The organism is Streptomyces sp. NPDC005070 (assembly GCF_053600395.1).
Window position 1 is genome coordinate 28,404 of record NZ_JBSFZS010000015.1, and the last position, 15,918, is coordinate 44,321.

Below are 15,918 nucleotides of genomic sequence, written 5' to 3' on the forward strand. Positions count from 1 at the left end.
CCTCGAACCCAAGCCGCCGAACTCAAGCCGTCGAACCCGTCAGCTCGTCGATTGTCTCCAACTCGTCGATTGTCTCCGCCAACGGGTGACCTTCGTGTGGGTCGGTGCGGCCGTCAGCGCCCTCGTGGCGGGCCCGGCCGACCCCCGACGGCCACACCGCCCCCACAATCACCCGGCGCATCGCCGCGGCCCTGGCTCCCGAGCACCCGATCCCCGACTTCGACTGACCGGACGGCTGGAGCCTGTCTCTCAGAGGGCGTTTGATCTAGGTAGATTGCCCTTTATCTCCTAGTAAGTTCCTCGCCAGGTGGGTGTCGTCTCGTCCGTTATGCGCTTGGTGAGGTTGTCGATCGAGGCGACGTGGATCATGGCCTCGGAGCTGGAGGGCAGGGTCTCGTAGTCTCGGGCGAGGCGCCGGTGCAGCATGATCCAACCAATACTTCGTTCGACAACCCAGCGCCTTTTGACAACATGGAAGCCGCGAACTCCCGGGTTTCTGTTGACGACTTCGACGTCGATTCCGAGGCTGGCGCCGTGCTCGATGACGGCGTTCTTGAAGCCGGTGTCAACCCAGCTCTTGGAGATGGTCGGGTAGGTCTTCTTGGCCTGGTCGAGGAGGCGTATTCCGACGGCGTTCTCGGACAGGCTCGCGGCGGTCACAGTCACGGCGAGGATGAGTCCGATCGTGTCGGTGAGGATCCCCCGCTTCCTGCCGACGATCTTCTTGGCGGCGTCGGTTCCCTGGCTGGTCAGGGGCATATTGGTGGAGGTCTTCACGCTCTGGGTGTCGATCACGGAAGCGGTCGGTTCGGGCTTGCGCCCTTCCTTCACGCGGGCCAGGCCGGTCAGGTCGTAGTTGAGCTGGGTGAGGATTCCCTCGTCGCGCCAGGCGGCGTAGTAGGCGTAGACCGTGCCGTGGTTGGGAAAGTCATGCGGGAGGTATTTCCAGGGGATTCCGGTGCGATTGATGTAGAGGAGTGCGTTGAATACATCGCGCAGGTCAACTTTGGCCGGCTGCCCGGTGGGCCTGCGGTCGAGCCGAGCCTTTCTCCAGGCCGTCAACGTCGGCTCGATTAAGGCCCATCTGGCGTCGGACAGGTCGCTGGGGTACGGCTTCCGCTGGCTCACGCCGTAGCGTGATCATGGATGCGGCGGACGGTGTTGTTCCGCTGCTGCTGGGCGTTTCTGCCTGATCTTCAAACCAGACGGACTTCACGCACGAGAACCGGAGTAAACGGGTGGCCTCGTTCGCAGCTCGACGGACACGATGGTGCACGTACAGGGCAAACGCCTCAAGCCTGACGGCCATGAAAGTTACTTACCGGCATAGATCATTACTAAATGCCCACTCAGAGGGTGGTTCGTGCGGTGATGTCTGTTTCCGGCTGAGGTTGGAGCAAGGTGGGACTGTAAATCGTTCGGTGCAGTTCCCCCAGCGACCGACACGGTCATGGGCTCAGCAGGGGCGTCCCGTAGGTCCCGGACCGGGCTTGCGCGGGGTGACCGCGACGCCGGTCGGACCGTCGCCGACAGGCACGGTGCCCGTGACCCGAGCAGCCGCCGTGCCGATGACCGACACCCTGTCCGCGTCGAATTCACTGACGTGGACGCGGGAGCCGTCGGGGCTGACGGCAAGTCCATTGGGCCCTGCGCCCACCTCGATGGTGTCCGTGACGCCATGGGTACGGGTGCTGATCACCGACACGCTGTTCGAGCCGATATTGGCCACGTAGACGTGGCATCCGTCAGGGCTGGCACCGATGCCGGCGGGTTGCACTCCGACCGGGATGCGGGCCGTGACCGTGCCACTGCGGGTCTCGATCACCGACAGGTCGTCCGAGGTCAGGTCGGAGACGTAGAGCTGGCGGCCGTTCGGGGTGAGGGCCAGTGCCGTGGGCCCCTTGCCCACGGGGACGGTGCCTACGACCGTGTTCGTGTCGGTCCGGACCACCGAGACGTCGTCCGAGGCCGCGTTGGCGACGTAGAGGCGGGAGCCGTCCGGCAGTACGGCAAGGCCCAGGGGCGAGTCCCCCACCTTGACGGTGTGCGTGACCTCGCGCGTCCGGGTGCTGATCACCGAGACGTCGTCCGACCTCACGTTGGCCACGTATGCGTGCCGTCCGTCCGGTGAGATCGTGACCCTGCTGGGCTCCTCCCCCACGGCGATGGTGTCGACGACCGTCCTGGTACGGGCCTCGATCACCGACACGGTGTCCGCCGCGGAGTTCGTGACGAAGACGTGCGAGCCGTCGGGAGTCACAGCCACGCTGTCGGGCCCGTCGCCCACTCGAACGCTGTCCACCACCGCGTCGGTACGGATGTCGATCACCGAAACCGTGTCGGAGCGGAGGTTCGCGACGTACACGAAGGCCCCCGGCCGTGCGGAGGGCTTCGATGCCGGCACCGCGAGGGCCCCCGGTGCACTCGCCATCGCCGCGAGTGCCACCGTCGCCACCAGCGCCGCGGCCGCTCGGCACCCGGTCCCCTGAGTCCGTGTCATGGACCACAAGCTACGACTCGGGGTACTGGGCGGACGCGAGGCTCGCCCAAGATCGCTGGTGGAGGCTCCGTCGGCTATTGCTTCCTGGTGAAGTTGGGAGTTCATGGGACTTGGTCGGTCCCGTCGTCCCGCCAGGCGGCGAAGTAGTAGTACGTCGCGCTCTTCTGCGGCAGATCGTGCGGGAGATGGGCCCACTGGCGGCCGGTTCGGCTCTGGTACAGGATCGCGTTCACGATCTCTCGCATGTTGTAGGCGCCCTGGTGGCCGCTGACCGAACGGTGCCAATCCTTCCACACGGTGATCACCGGCTCGATCAACGACCACTGCTCGTCGGATAAGTCACTCGGATACGGCTTACTCACAAACTGCCCTCTCAGATCCGCGTATGGGATCGTCGTGAGCATGATCGAGTCTTGGGTGATCGACGACGGCAGGGGTGTGCCGGTGGCGGCAGACACTGTGCGCGACATGCTTCGGGCGAGGATCGCCGAAGGGCAGCGTGAGACGTGGCTGGCCAGTTCGTCCGGCCGCTTGTCGGCTCTCGTGACCAACGGCGAGCGGGCGATGCTGTCGTTGCTCAACGAAGAGGGCGACCCCGGCGAGCACGCGGTGGATCCAGGAGCGGAGGGATCGAGCGAGGGCTCCGTCCTCTCCAACGCGCAGCACGACGCGTATCCGAACGAGGACACCGTGCCGCTCGAGGAAGCGTTCAGGATCCTCAGCCACATCTTGGGCGAGGGTTCCTGGCCTCCTGACGCGTCCTGGATGGACGATCGCTGACGAAGTGCGCTATCGGCGCGCCCCGATGAGAACGGCGGCCAGGTGCGGTGCGGCAGGTGAGTTCCGTGTGGACGGGTGAGTTCCGTGTGGACGCTCGTCATGGTGCTGCCTCACGTCGTGTCGCTCGCTCGGGACGACTCGGTGATCGCAGGACGTTGCGTCGCAGGTGGGGCAGATCGCAGCTTCCGTTCGCCACCGGGTACGGATGCCTCCGCCGCCGAGGGTGCGCCCTGCCCGGAGGAGGCACGGGCAGCGGCGGAGCAGCCGATAGAGGGGGCCGGCGCATACCGCGCGGGGTCGAACCGGACGCTCAGGCGACTGGCTCCAATCCCGGTCCTCCATCGGCTGAACGGCCGTGCCGAGCCCGCCGCACGGGACGTCGCACGCCGGGCGTCCAGCCGTGCTGTCGGAGGCGGCTTGTATCCTGCACGCATTCGACGATCGGACGATCGCGGATACGGGCTTGCGGGCACGGGGCGGGCATCCAGGGGCGGGAGCGCAGGGATTTCGATGAGTGACGCACGTCCGATACGAAGCCACGGACCGGGTCTCTCGGTCGGCGCGCGCATCATCGCCGTGGTCGTCCTCGTCGTGATGGGGGCCGTCAGCGCGTGGCTCCAGCACGACGCTCGCGGGCGGAGTGCGGAGCCGCGTACGGAGTTCACCGCGAACAACCCGCCCGCCGGTCTGCCCACCGCGCTCACCACCGGCCAGCACCTTCACTGGTCACGCTGCACCTCGCCGCCCACCGCGCGCACGGGCTACGACTGCGCCACCATGAAGGCCCCCCTCGACTACCGGAAACCGGTCGGCAGGACGATCGACGTCGCCCTGATCCGCCGCAAGGCCACCGGCCCGAACGCCCGGCGCATCGGCTCGCTCGTCCTCAACTTCGGCGGCCCCGGCGTGTCCGGCGTGAGCGGACTGCCGGAATTCCTCAACCAGTACGAGCCGCTCCTCGACCGCTACGACCTGGTCTCCTTCGACCCGCGCGGCGTCGGCGCGACCATCCCCGTGCGATGTGGGAAGACCGCGGACGACACCGGCTACGACGGGGCCGACGCCTGCGCCGAGCACTCCGGGGCGCTCCTCCCCTACATCGGCACCTCGCACACCGCGCGCGACCTCGACCTGATGCGCTACCTCCTCGGCGACGAGCGGCTGCACTACTTCGGCGTCTCGTACGGAACGGCGCTCGGCGCGGTCTACGCCCACCTGTACCCGTCGCACGTGGGACGGCTCGTCCTCGAAGCGTCCGTCGATCCGACCGAGGACCTCGACGAGAAGGGAGTGTCGCAGGTCAAGGCGGTCCAGGCGGCGTTCGACCGGTTCGCCGCGCACTGCGCGGCCCATGTCCGCCACTGCCCGACCGGCGACGGGCCCGAGGAGGCCGCGCGGCGCATGGCGCGCCTGGCCCACCGCTTGGAGAAGAAGCCCGCCCCGGCCGGCGCCGGAAGGCACCTCGACGCCGACGACCTCGCGTACGACGTCAGCGAGCATCTCGACCTCGGCACGGACGGCTGGACGCCGCTCGCCAAGGCCCTCACCGCGCTGATCGACCACAACGACGGCCGCCCGCTGAGCAAGGGCGCAGACGACATCGGCTCCGCCGACCGCGCGGCATCCCCGCGCGACCACAGCCGCGCCGCCCTGGTTGCGATCACCTGCGCGGACTCCAGTCTGCGCCCCGGCTTCGAACGCCTCGACCGGGACGAGGCCCGCATCAAAGCCGCCTCGCCCCTCTTCGGCGCAACCTGGTCCACCGGCGTCTACCTCTGCTACGACTGGCCGTTCGACGGCGAGCGCGACACGCTCCAGGTGAACGCCGACGGCGCGGCCCCCGTCCTGGTGGTCGGCGGCACCGGCGACCCGAACACCCCCTACGCCGGCGCCCGTCACATGGCCCGCGCCCTGGGCGACGGCGTCGGCGTCCTCCTGACGGCCGAGGAGGAGGGCCACGGCACATATCCGCAGAACCGCTGCGTCACGGAGGCGGTCGAGCACTACCTCCGCACGGGCCGCACCCCTGCCCCGGGGACGGTGTGCCGGGGCAGCATGTCCTGAGGCTCGTACGGATCCGCCGGGCAGCCGTCAGCCCACGGTTCGCTCGCATCTGGAGGGTGAAGGCGTTCGCGTCGTCGGCGGCGGCAACGTCCACCGCTGCCGGGCCCGGCTCGGCCACGTGCGCGTCAAGGATTGCTCTCATGACCCTTTGGGCCATGTCCGCCCTAGGCGGTGGGAATGCGTACCGTCTCCACCCAGCTCGGGGGCTGCTGTGAGGCGGAGCCGATCAGGGCCGCGATGACGCGGCAGGGCGGGTTCTCGTCGGGCCAGGGGGTGAGCCCGTCGGTGAGGACCACGACGATGTTCGGGCGGTCCGGCGTCGCGAGCGCGGCCTCGATGCCGACGCGCATGTCCGTGCCGCCACCACCGCCCAGGGTGATCTGTTCGGTGGCCACCACCCGGGACACGGCCTGCACATCGGCGTCGCATGCCAGCACGGTCACGCGATTGCCCCGTACCCCCACCTCACGCAGGACACCCGTCACCTCCGCGAGGGCGGCGGCCAGTTCGGCGTCGCCCATCGAACCGGAGGTGTCGATGACCACGGCCACCCTCGGCAGCGGCCGGCGCAGGCTCGGCAGGACGACACCGCGCAGCGCCGGGGTGCGGCGCGACGGGCGGCGATACGTGTAGTCGACGGCTCCGCCCGCCCACGCCGCGGCTTCGCGGACGGCACCGGACAGCGCCTGCCGCCAGTCCACGGTGGGTTCCAGGATCTCCTCGGCCCAGCGTTGCCAGCCCCCGGGCAGATGGCCACGGCCGCGCTGGTGGGCGCGCATCGCGTCGGCGGTCTGGCGGCGCAGTGCCTGCGCCTCGATCTCCCCGATCCGTGCGGTCCCCGCCTCTCCCGGCAGGTCCCAGGGCACGGGCCGGCCGTGGGCGCCCGATCCGCAGTCCGGCGTACGCACCTCCGGCGGCAGCCGGTCCAGATACACCTCGAACAGCTGGCCCTCGGGAAGGCCGAACAGGCGGGGTTCCATACGGCCTTCGGGCAACCGCAGACCGTCGGAGAGCAGATCGTCGTTGATCTCGCAGTCCTGGGCGACGTTCACGCGGTGCCCGTCGCGCTGGGCGGCGGCGGGGAGCCGGTCCGCCCGGCCGTGGTGGTCGCGCAGCAGGTGCGCCACCTCGTGCACCCACACGCCCGCGAGCTCGGGCACCGGAGTCGCCTCGACGAAGGCGGGTGACACATAGCAGCGCCAGTGCCGGTCCACGCCCATCGTGGGCACCTGCGTGCTCGGCACGACGGTCAGCGAGTACAACGCGGCCGCCAGATACGGCCGGTCGCTCGCCGCCCGGTAGCGGGCGGCGAGCAGTTTGGTCATGTCCAGGGCGCCGCGGGTGTCCCCCGTGGTCCCCCCGGGCGTCACCGGCCGCCGCCGGGCAGCGCCCCCGACATCTGCAGCAGGTCGAGGAACCCGTCGATGCCGGGCGGTACGGGCCAGTCGAGGTGCCGCATCATCGCGAGGTCGGTGGCGGCCCGGGCGGCCACGTCGGGTACGCCCGCGTCCACGGCCTTCGCCAGGACCACCCACCCCGCCTCCCAGCGCGGCCGGGTGAGGTCGCTCTGGATGGCGGAGACCACCGCGATGAGGAACGCCAGTTGCCGGTCTCCGCGATCGGGCAGGGCGAAGGCCTCCGGGTCGGCGAGGACGCGGTCGGGGTCGGGCAGGTCGAGGTGTTCGAGGTAGGAGAGCAGTTCGAGGCCCGCGCCGTCCCCGACGGCGCCGGTGAGCGCGGCGGCCAGCGCCTCCCGGCCGGCACCGGCCGCGTATCCGGTGGCGAGCAGCTTGAGTGCCATCTCCCAGGTGCGGGGAGAGGGCCACGAGCGGCCGCGGCTCTCGGCGTCGCCGGGGATGTGGTGGACGAGCCCGGGCCGGGCCGTGAGGAAGCCGGAGATCGCGCCGCGGGCCCGCGCGACCGCGCCGGGAACCTCGCCGGCGCCGACGACGGGCACGGTGACCTCGGGCCAGGTGCCGGCCATGCCGCGGGCGACGGTCCGGGGGTCGTGGGTCCATTCGAGGTGGACGAACCGGTTGGCGAGCGGGGGGCTGAGGTGCCAGCCGTCGGTCGCGCTGGACGGCGGGTTGGCGGCGGCGACGATACGTACGGCCTCCGGCAGGACCAGGCTGCCCACCCGTCGTTCGAGCACGACGCGCAGCAGGGCCGCCTGCACGGCGGGCGGCGCGGAGGAGAGTTCGTCGAAGAAGAGCAGGCCCTGCCCGGCCTTGGCGAGGCGGACCGCCCAGTCCGGCGGGGCCATCGGGACGCCGGTCGCGGCCGGGTCGTCACCGACGATGGGCAGGCCCGCGAAGTCGGAGGGTTCGTGCACGCTGGCGATGACCGTCTCCAGCGGCAGGCCGAGCCCACCGGCGAGCTGTTCCAGGGCGGCCGACTTGCCGATTCCCGGTTCTCCCCACAGCAGCACGGGCTGATTGGCCGTCACGGCGAGGGCCAGTGCTTCCAGTTGGGGGTTCGCGGCGGGTTCGGTGCGGTGCGTACGCAGCCTGCGGTTGAGGTCGTCCGCGGCCGCCAGCGGGCCGGACGGCGCGGTGGGGGCGGTCACGTCGGTGCTCAAAGGGGCAGCCTCTCCTCGTCGTCGGGCTCGTCCTCGTCGTCGGCCTCGGACTCGTCGGCGGGCTCGTCGGCGGGCTCGTCGGGTTCGGACCCGTCGTCGGACGCTGCGGGCTCGAACCCGAAGCCATGCCCGTCGGGTCGGACGTCGTCTTCAGGCTCGTCGGGCTCGTCGGCGTAGGACTCCGCCTCCTCCTCCATCCACTCGTCCCACCAGTCGGCGCCGATGCCGGGGTGCTCCGCCTGGACGCGCTTCTGCAGGAAGCCCAGGTCGCGCCGCTTGTAACGGCGGACGATCTGGGCGAGCGAGAGCTCGGACTCGTCGACCACGTCGAGCCGCGCCCCGGCGGCGACGAGCGCCTTGACCAGCGCCTTCGAACCGAGGTCGTTGGCAGCCACGTACAGCGGTGTGCGTTCCCTTTGGTCACGTGCCTCGAGGTCGAGTCCGGCCGCCAGCAGCCGCGGCAGAAGCGTCTCGTGGTCGAGGAGGTTCAACAGGTGCAGCAGAGAACGGCCTTTGGGGTCCCGAACGCGCGGGTCGACACCGGCGTCGAGGAGTTCGAGCACGCCGGGGGTGTCACCGTGCTGGGCGCGCAGGAAGAGCTCACTGCGCTGGGTCCGCAGTGCCTTCGGCAGGCGGCCATCTCCGGAGGTCCATGTCTGTTCCATGGCGAAGCATCCGGCGACGGCGCCGCCGAACGCGCGCAGGGCGCGTTCGCGCTGCTGCTCCTCGTCGGTGTGCGGCATGGCCAGCAGGCCGCCGGGGCGGAAGGCCACCTCGTGCCATTCCCCGCGGCACCTGATCCGCACCGGTTCGGGGAGCGTCGGCCCCGGGGGGCCGGCCGGGGCCGCCGGGGCGGGGAGAGCCGGGAACAATGCCTCGCGGACGAGCGGGTGAAAGTGCTCCGCCGCGATGCCCCCGGCGCGCATGAGGTCGAGGTCGGGAAGTCTGCGCCACAGGACTTCGGCGAGCAGCGGAACGCCCTTGGCCTCCTCCCGGTCGACGGCTCGCATCAGCAGTCCGCCGGCGGCCGCGGGCTCCAGGAGGATGTAGGTCCGCCAGTGCGCGGCAATGACGAAACGGTCGGCGACGCCCGCGGCGATCTGCCGGCGGATCTCCGGCTCCAGTTGGGTGTGGTCGAGCGCGATCCCGCCGAGGAGCTCCTCCAGGTCGACCTGGTACCAGCGCGAGTTCTCGACGGGTGTCAGGTCCGCCGCGATGCCGACGGCGGCGAGGGCGGCCCGCGTCTCGCCCTTCTGGTGCAGCAGCGTGGCCCATTCGGCCCGCGCCGCCGGATCACCCGCGCCGGGATCGGCCGTGGGCAGTTCACCGGTGCCGCGCGGGGTGGCGTCGGCGTGGAAGAACGGCGGCCGGTCGGTGCCGCCGCTGCGTTCGAGCAGTTCGGCGGTGTGCCGTACGTCCCACAGGTGCCGCGCGTGCCGCCAGTCCTCGGTTCCCGGGCCGAAGACTCCCCCGTCCCGCTCGTCCTCGACCGTGCCGAACCGCAGGGCGATCCGCTGCGGTCCGTCGACCATCGCGGGTGTGGTGATGTGCAAGCACGGCGCGGTCAGACGGTCTTCGTCGGCCGCCTTCGGATGGTAGCGGGCCAGGACGACCGTCTTGTCCGTGGCAAGCGTGGTCCGGCCGCCGAGTATGCGCGGCAGATGCCAGCGCAGCAGATCGGGGGCGAGGTGACGGAGGTCGTTCTCCAGGGCCGTGGCGACGTGGTCGCCGCAGTGGTCGGCCACCTCGGACAGCGTGAAGGCGACGTCGACGTTCGCCGCCGCGCAGGCTCCCCGCCAGTCACCGGCCAGTCGTGCGGCGGTGGCGCGTTCGATCATCCAGCGGGGCACCGCGTACCGGCGGATGCGGCGCCGGCTCGACGCCTCGTCCGCGGGGAAGCAGCGGAGTTCGCCACGAGGGCTCAACGGTAGACGCTCCCTATCGCGCGCAGGTCGGGGTGCGCCCTGCCGACGGGCCGCAGGCGCAGGGTGAAGGACCGCTTCGCCTTGCGGGGCAGACCGGGGCCCAGACCGACGTACTCCAGGGGCGAGTTGTCGGGGACGGCCGCCAACAGGGTCTTCGCGCCGCGTCCGGTCAGACCGGTGTGGCACAACTCCAGTCGGCGCAGCGGGCTTCCGGGCAGGGCGGCAGCCAGTGCGTGGGCGCCTTCGTCGCCGGTGGTGTTGGCGGGGGCGCCGAGGCTGCGTTCCGACAGTGGCCGGCCGAGGTCGAGTGCCTCGATGCCGCCGAGGGAGTCGGCGAGGGCTCGGGCGCCGACGGGGCCGATGCCGTTGCCGCCGAGGCCGAGACGGACGGGTCGGGTGGAGTCGGCGGCGGCGGCCAGGATCGCGGCGCCCTCGTCTCCGAGGTGGTTGGCGGGGAGGTACAGCTCGCGCACGCCCGCCTCACGGATCAACTCCGCCAGGAGCGGGGCGGCTTCGGCGGTCAGGCCGTTGCCGCCGAGGAAGAGGCGTTCGACCGGGCTGGGCCGGTCGGTGAGGGTTTCGCACAGAGCGCGCAGGCCGTCGGTGGTCAGTCCGGTGTTGACCAGGTCGAGGGTGCGCAGGGTGGTGTTGCGGCGGAGCATGGCGGCGAGTGCGTGGGCGCCGTGGTCGCCCACCGGGTTGCGCTTGAGCCACAGGGCGTGGACGGTGGCGTCCGTCGCTAGCGCGTCGGTGAGTGCGTCAACGCCTGCGGGGCCGATGCGGTTGCAGCCGAGGTAGAGGGTGTGCAGGCCGTGGTCGCCCGCGAGCGCGTCGGCGACCGCGCGGGCTCCCTCGTCGCCGATGGCGTTGGTGCCGAGCAGGACGTGCGCGGCGTGCGGGGAGGCGGCCGCCACGGGCATCAGCCGGGCGGCGCCGTCCGCGCCGAGTCCCTGCTTGCACAGGTCGACCCGTCCGTCCGCGCGCACGGTGCCGAGCGGGTACGTCTCGTCGGCCTCGACCGGCCGGGCGGACCGCAGTCGGGCGAGCAGCGGTTCCAGGGCGGCGGGATCGCTGATCGCGATGTCGGGGTGCTCGATCGCGGGGCAGCGTACGGGCGTCGGCTGCGTCATCACCACTCCACCGGTCCATCGCCGGTGCCCGGCGCGCGGAGAGCGGCATCGCCCTCCGCCCTCCGGGGGTGAACCGACGCCAATCGACATTCCTCCACGAAAAGGGTGGCAAGACCGGCCGGATTCGAACCGACGTCCTCCAGCTCGATGCTTGGGCGCGACGACCTCTGCGCTACAGCCTTGCCACGGTGATCATAACCAATGCCGCGTCCGCGCCGACACCCGGTCGGCCGGATCTGTGGACGACCCGGCCGGGTGGAGGATGTGCGACTCCCGGCGGGGTCGGAGCCACTCGGTTACGCCTTGTCGGTCACGAAGCCGTCCAGCGCGGCCGTGAGTTCGGCCGGCTTCTCCACGGGCAGTTCGTGGCCGGCGTCCACGATCCGCACCACGGCGTCCGGGTAGGCCTTCGCCATCCGGAGCATCTGCGAGACGGGCAGTTGGATGTCGTGGAAGCCGTGGATCAGGAGGGTGGGGGTACGGATCTCGCCGAGCCGGTCGAGGACGTCGAAGGACCGCATGGCGCCGTAGCAGGTCATGACCACCTCGCGGGGCGTGCCCGCCGAGGCGCTGATGTACTCGCGGATCTTCTCGCGCGGGTAGCCGGGGGCGAAGGCCCGCTGGATGTTGGCGGCCACGAACAGCTTGAACGGCACCCTGGTGGAGACCGCCATCAGCAGGCCCCTCCCCCGGCTGTACGTCATCCTGCTGATCGAGTTCACCAGCACCAGCCGCTCGACCCGCTCGGGGTGGGCGAGTGTCAGGGTCTGCGCGATCATCCCGCCCATGGAGTGGCCGACGAGGACGAACCGGTCGAGCTCCAGATGGTCGAGGACGGCGAGTACATCACCGGCCAGCTCCGCCACGGTCCGCCGCCCCGACCCCTCGCTCTCCCCGTGCCCGCGCAGGTCCAGTCGTACGACCCGCCGCTTCTGCGCGAAGTGGTCCATCTGGTGGTCCCAGCGGTGCCGGTTGGCCGTCCAGCCGTGGATGAACACCAGGGGCACACCGTCGCCGTCGCGGGGGCCCTCGTCGTCGTACGTCAGCGCGGCGCCGTCGACTTCGAGCTGCGGCATGGGGGCCTCCTGGGTGCGGTCTGGTTACTGGTCGGTACGGTAACGGGCGACGGGGCCCGCCGTCACCGTCGTTCGCCGAGGAATTCGAGGATGTGGCCGAAGACATCGAGAGCGGCGCCCCGGCCCAGGAACGTGTCGAGGTGGCCGTAGGCGGGGATCTCGGTGTACGACACGTCGAGCTGCGGTTGGCGGTGTGCCAGCACCTCGTGACAGAGCCGCTGCGAGTCCAGCCACAGTCCGTTCTCGCTTCCGGCGAGCAGCAGCACTGGGGCGTCGATGCGGCCGGCCGCATCCAGGGCGTTGGGCGGCAGCGCCCGGTAGCGGTGGTCGGTGTCGTGCCAGCGGACGACGCTGCGGGCCAGCTCGATACGGCGCAGGTGCGGCAGGATCCACAGCGGCGCGGGACCGAGCAGTTCGGCGAGCCGGTCGTGGGTGGTCTCGGACAGGTTCTCGTGCAGGAACAGCGAAGCGCCCGAGCCCCACGCCGAGTTGTGGAGGATCTGGCAGGTCGGGTCCGGGCAGGCCGCCCCGCGCGAGGCCAGCGCGAACAGGGGCGTGTACCTCGACCGGAGGCCCACCTTGCGGAAGTCGACCGGAATGTGGTCGATCCGGCTCTTCAACAGCTCGCCCGCCAGCGTCATCCGCAGCGAGGTGCGTCCAGCGAGCTTAGGCGTCAGGAACACGCCCTGGGAGACGACGCCCGCGAGCCCGGGCACCAGTCCCGCCGTCATGCTCAGGGACAGGGCGAGGGAGCCGATGCAGTGGGCGACCACGAACAGCGGCCTGTCTCCGATGCGTTCGCGGATGCGGGAGACGGCGGCGGGAATGTCGTGGAGGGCGACGTCGTCGTAGGTGTACCTCTGGCCGGTCTCGTTGTAGGGCAGCCGGCAACTGCCCCGCCAGTCGAGGAGCCAGGGCTCGTAACCGTCGTCGAGCAGAACGTCGACCAGGTTGCGGGTCTCCGGGAGCAGGAACATGTCGGCGGACGCGGTGTGGCCGTGCAGGAGCAGCACGGCGGGCCGGTCCCGCTCTCCGCTGTCCACGCGGGTGAGAGCGAGTCGTACGCCGTCCCCGGCACGGAAGGGGATCTCCTCGACGCGTGACGGGTCGAGGCGATGGCGAAGGGGACGCAGGGCCGTGCCGGTCCTGACCTTGCGGATCGTCGGCCTGGTACGGGAGTTGGCGCTTCTGAGGATCATCGGTGGCGCTCCGAGGGGGTCGGGGTGCGGCGCAGGTCGAGGAGGTCCGCGGTGGCGCGGGCGAAGGGGCCGAGCAGGCCGCGGCCCATCTCCACTCCGAACCAGGCGAGCCAGGTCAGTTTGGCGGCGCGCTTCTCCCGCCCGGTCAGCCGAGGGTCGACCTTGATGCCGTCGATCTGGTCGCGCACATAGGTGTCCGCGGGTACGACGAGCTCGCCCGCGAGGCATGCCGGTTCGCCCTCGCGGCCGAGCTCGACGCTCAGCGCCCGGGTCTGCCGCCAGACGTCACGGCGGGCGCGGGCGTACTTGTGCCCCTCGAGCCACCAACGGCCTCCGTCGGCGTCGCGCAACGTCAGTCGGTAGCGCAGGAGTTGGTGGCGCATCCCGTGCCGCTGCGGGATGCCCTCCTCGGGGCGGATCCAGACGTCGCCGCGCTCCACGAGCAGCGGCGCGGGATGGACCGCGGCGCACAGCAGCTCGCCGCTCACGTCCACCCGGCGCTCCTTCACCAGTTGGTACATGCTCGCGATGGAGAGGGTGAGCGCCATCGAGCAGGGGGTGTCGGTGGCGGCGCCGACCGGGCCCACGGCACCCTCGGTCGTCTCGGAGAACCACAGGTACGGCTGGTCGTCCTTGTGGGGAAGCCGGGCCAGCCCGCCCTGGGCGAGGCTTTCGAACGTCCTGAGTTGAGCCTGGGCGTCGTAGCGGGTGGCGGGGCTCAACCCCAGCGCTTCGACGAGGGCGGCGGTGCGTTCGCCCGACGCCGCCGGCCCCTTCAGGGTCGCCTCGCACAGCTTGAGGGCGGTGGGGCTTCGCAACACGCGTGTGAGGAAGTCGAGTTCGGGAACCGGGTCGGTCTCCAGGCGGGCCAGGACGTCGGTGCGCCACTCGTCCCAGTCCTGTACGCGCACATGCATCCCGCCGAAGGCCATGTCCCGTACGACGTCGTCGAGGGTGTTGGGCACGCCGGTCAGGTTGTAGTCGAACCCCCAGGCGTCGGGTTCGCAGATGACGGCGGCCGCGACCCGGCTCACCCAGTCCACCGGGGCCGCGTTCAGACACTGAAAGGCGGGCACGGTGCGAAAGCGCCCGAAGGCCGCGATGAGGCCGCTGCTGAGGTCCTGCGGGTTGTGCGCGCCCGTCCGGGTGTGGCCCCCGATGCCTCCCGGGCGCATCGCGGTAACGATCAGACCGTGGTCGCGGGCCCGCCGCAGGGCGACCTCTGCCGCCCATTTCGTCTGGTCGTAGCCCGCGACGAGGCGGTCGACGTGGGCGAGCGGGTCGTCCTCGCCCATGGAGGTGATACCGACCTCGTTGAAGACCGCGATCGAGGAGATGTGGTGCAGCGGTTTGGGCGGGCCGGTCGCCGCCAGTTCCGCGAGGGTCAGCGCGCCGATGACATTGCTCTGCCGCAGTGACTGGTAACCGCGCAGGAAGTCCACGGCCGCCGCCACGCCCACGACGCTGTCCACTTCGTGGGCGAGCTTGTGCCAGACGTCGTCGGACAGACCGAGGCGCGGTCGCCTGATGTCGCCGGGAAGCACCGTCACCCGACGGCGGATCTCCGACGACCAGGGCAGCCGGTGGCTCTTCAGCGACGCGGCGAGGCGCGCCGTGGCGGCCTCCTCGTCGGCCGCGCGAACGAGGCAGTGGACATGTGCGTCACTGTGCCTGAGCAGGTCGAGGAGCAGATGGCTGCCGAGGAAGCCGGTGGCGCCGGTGAGCAGGATCCGGCGGGGCGGCGCGGGCTCGGGCGAGCCGGTCCAGGGAAGGCGGTCGGCCAGGGAGAGGTCGGCCAGGATCTGGTCGAGGTCTTCGGGCCGGGCCGTGGCGTACGACGTGTCGCCACCGGTGGTCCGAGCCGTGACCGTCGCCATGGGTGCGGCGACGATCGCGCTGCTCGGCGGGGCCGGGGCCGGGGTCCGTGTGTCCGCCGAGGTCGCCGGCACACTCGGGGCTGCGACGACCGCCGCGGCACCCCCGACGGCCAGCCAGCGCCGGGCGAGACTGCGTGGCCGGGCGTCGGCGAACACCTCGTCGAGGTCGATCTCCATGCCCAGCTCTTCCTCCAGCGCCGCGACGAGTTCCACGGCGCCCACGGAGGTGCCACCGGCGTCGAAAAAGTCGGTGTCGGGTGAGAGCCGCCCTCCAGGGACGAAGCGAGCGGCCGCCGCGGCCACGACGACGGCCAGGCCGTCCGCGTCGGGGGCGGCGACAGGGGTGGGCAGGACGTCGGCGTCGCGATCCGTCGCGGTGCCCGGGTCGCGATCCCTCGCGGTACCGGCGTCGCGATCCCTCGCGGTACCGGTGACGCCACCGGCGCCCACACCCGCCACTGCCGCTGCCTCTGGCGCTGCACCAGCACCAGCAAACGGCTCGGTGTCCGTCACGGACACGGCAGTGGCACCAGCGTCCGCCGCCGGGTCCTCCCCGGCGCTCGACGCGGCGGTGTCCGCCTCTGCGCCCGCGTCCGGATTCGTGCCGGACCGCGTCACCGTGGGGGCCGGGGCCGCCTGCGCGATCCTGGCCAGCAGGGCCTCCACGCTCAGCCCTCCGTCACCCCGCTCGATCGCCTCGGCGGTCGCCCGCTGTCCTGCGGACGGCGACGCGTCCTCGTTCACATCACGCATAAGAGACCTTCCCCGTGTGCACTGTCCATGTCCGCA

General features: G+C 71.2%; 12 protein-coding genes, 1 tRNA gene and 1 pseudogene. 2 read left to right on the plus strand and 12 right to left on the minus strand.

Going from position 1 to position 15,918, the window contains the following annotated elements; all coding sequences use genetic code 11:
• Positions 1-288 precede the first annotated feature (288 nt).
• The 3 genes and pseudogenes from ACWEBX_RS07800 to ACWEBX_RS07810 all read right to left on the minus strand — a co-directional run.
• A complete protein-coding gene (locus ACWEBX_RS07800; RefSeq protein ID WP_451884012.1) occupies positions 289-1,128 on the minus strand; it encodes an IS5 family transposase in 840 nt (279 codons plus the stop codon).
• Positions 1,129-1,456: 328 nt separating this feature from the next.
• The gene (locus ACWEBX_RS07805) at positions 1,457-2,500 is read right to left on the minus strand and encodes a YVTN family beta-propeller repeat protein (RefSeq protein WP_451884013.1); all 1,044 of its coding nucleotides are present in this window, start codon (positions 2,498-2,500) and stop codon (positions 1,457-1,459) included.
• 107 nt (positions 2,501-2,607) lie between these two features.
• Positions 2,608-2,904 (minus strand): annotated as a pseudogene (locus tag ACWEBX_RS07810) (transposase); the annotation flags it as partial.
• Here ACWEBX_RS07810 and ACWEBX_RS07815 point away from each other — a divergent pair.
• Together ACWEBX_RS07815 and ACWEBX_RS07820 are read left to right on the plus strand one after the other, a co-directional pair.
• Positions 2,903-3,280, plus strand: coding sequence for a hypothetical protein (locus ACWEBX_RS07815; RefSeq protein ID WP_451884053.1), 378 nt, complete (start codon positions 2,903-2,905; stop codon positions 3,278-3,280). The pseudogene ACWEBX_RS07810 and the gene ACWEBX_RS07815 overlap by 2 nt on opposite strands.
• A gap of 510 nt (positions 3,281-3,790) precedes the next feature.
• Entirely contained in the window at positions 3,791-5,344 is a 1,554-nt protein-coding gene (locus ACWEBX_RS07820; RefSeq protein ID WP_451884014.1) for an alpha/beta hydrolase, read from the plus strand.
• On the opposite strand, the gene ACWEBX_RS07825 is transcribed toward ACWEBX_RS07820, so the two are convergent.
• The 9 genes from ACWEBX_RS07825 to ACWEBX_RS07865 form a co-directional block, all read right to left on the minus strand.
• Positions 5,265-5,501 (minus strand): DUF6207 family protein, encoded by a 237-nt coding sequence (locus tag ACWEBX_RS07825; protein WP_451884015.1) that lies wholly within the window; start codon positions 5,499-5,501, stop codon positions 5,265-5,267. The two genes, ACWEBX_RS07820 and ACWEBX_RS07825, sit on opposite strands and share 80 nt — an antisense overlap.
• A gap of 7 nt (positions 5,502-5,508) precedes the next feature.
• Positions 5,509-6,669 carry a vWA domain-containing protein gene (locus tag ACWEBX_RS07830; protein ID WP_451884016.1) on the minus strand — a complete coding sequence of 387 codons (1,161 nt, stop codon included), beginning with the start codon at positions 6,667-6,669 and terminating at the stop codon, positions 5,509-5,511.
• Positions 6,670-6,710: 41 nt separating this feature from the next.
• Positions 6,711-7,922, minus strand: a complete 1,212-nt coding sequence (locus ACWEBX_RS07835) for an AAA family ATPase (RefSeq protein WP_451884017.1) — start codon at positions 7,920-7,922, stop codon at positions 6,711-6,713.
• Positions 7,919-9,847 (minus strand): ankyrin repeat domain-containing protein, encoded by a 1,929-nt coding sequence (locus tag ACWEBX_RS07840; protein WP_451884018.1) that lies wholly within the window; start codon positions 9,845-9,847, stop codon positions 7,919-7,921. Before ACWEBX_RS07840 ends, ACWEBX_RS07835 begins: the two co-directional genes overlap by 4 nt.
• A complete protein-coding gene (locus ACWEBX_RS07845) occupies positions 9,844-10,977 on the minus strand; it encodes a gala protein (RefSeq protein WP_451884019.1) in 1,134 nt (377 codons plus the stop codon). Before ACWEBX_RS07845 ends, ACWEBX_RS07840 begins: the two co-directional genes overlap by 4 nt.
• A 106-nt stretch (positions 10,978-11,083) precedes the next feature.
• Positions 11,084-11,159: transfer RNA gene (locus tag ACWEBX_RS07850), tRNA-Arg, on the minus strand.
• 114 nt (positions 11,160-11,273) lie between these two features.
• Positions 11,274-12,053, minus strand: coding sequence for an alpha/beta fold hydrolase (locus ACWEBX_RS07855; RefSeq protein ID WP_451884020.1), 780 nt, complete (start codon positions 12,051-12,053; stop codon positions 11,274-11,276).
• 62 nt (positions 12,054-12,115) lie between these two features.
• On the minus strand, positions 12,116-13,252 hold the full coding sequence (locus ACWEBX_RS07860) for an alpha/beta hydrolase (protein WP_451884021.1): 1,137 nt from the start codon (positions 13,250-13,252) through the stop codon (positions 12,116-12,118).
• Positions 13,249-15,882, minus strand: coding sequence for a thioester reductase domain-containing protein (locus ACWEBX_RS07865; RefSeq protein ID WP_451884022.1), 2,634 nt, complete (start codon positions 15,880-15,882; stop codon positions 13,249-13,251). The genes ACWEBX_RS07860 and ACWEBX_RS07865 overlap by 4 nt, the downstream gene beginning before the upstream one ends.
• Between the last annotated feature and the right edge of the window lie 36 nt (positions 15,883-15,918).

Bases quoted from the DNA above. Each gene is read 5' to 3' on its own strand.
- ACWEBX_RS07805 (WP_451884013.1), bottom strand. From the start codon at position 2,500: ATGACACGGACTCAGGGGACCGGGTGCCGAGCGGCCGCGGCGCTGGTG.
- ACWEBX_RS07815 (WP_451884053.1), top strand. From the start codon at position 2,903: ATGATCGAGTCTTGGGTGATCGACGACGGCAGGGGTGTGCCGGTGGCG.
- ACWEBX_RS07820 (WP_451884014.1), top strand. From the start codon at position 3,791: ATGAGTGACGCACGTCCGATACGAAGCCACGGACCGGGTCTCTCGGTC.
- ACWEBX_RS07825 (WP_451884015.1), bottom strand. From the start codon at position 5,501: ATGGCCCAAAGGGTCATGAGAGCAATCCTTGACGCGCACGTGGCCGAG.
- ACWEBX_RS07830 (WP_451884016.1), bottom strand. From the start codon at position 6,669: ATGACCAAACTGCTCGCCGCCCGCTACCGGGCGGCGAGCGACCGGCCG.
- ACWEBX_RS07845 (WP_451884019.1), bottom strand. From the start codon at position 10,977: ATGACGCAGCCGACGCCCGTACGCTGCCCCGCGATCGAGCACCCCGAC.
- ACWEBX_RS07855 (WP_451884020.1), bottom strand. From the start codon at position 12,053: ATGCCGCAGCTCGAAGTCGACGGCGCCGCGCTGACGTACGACGACGAG.
- ACWEBX_RS07860 (WP_451884021.1), bottom strand. From the start codon at position 13,252: ATGATCCTCAGAAGCGCCAACTCCCGTACCAGGCCGACGATCCGCAAG.
- ACWEBX_RS07865 (WP_451884022.1), bottom strand. From the start codon at position 15,882: ATGCGTGATGTGAACGAGGACGCGTCGCCGTCCGCAGGACAGCGGGCG.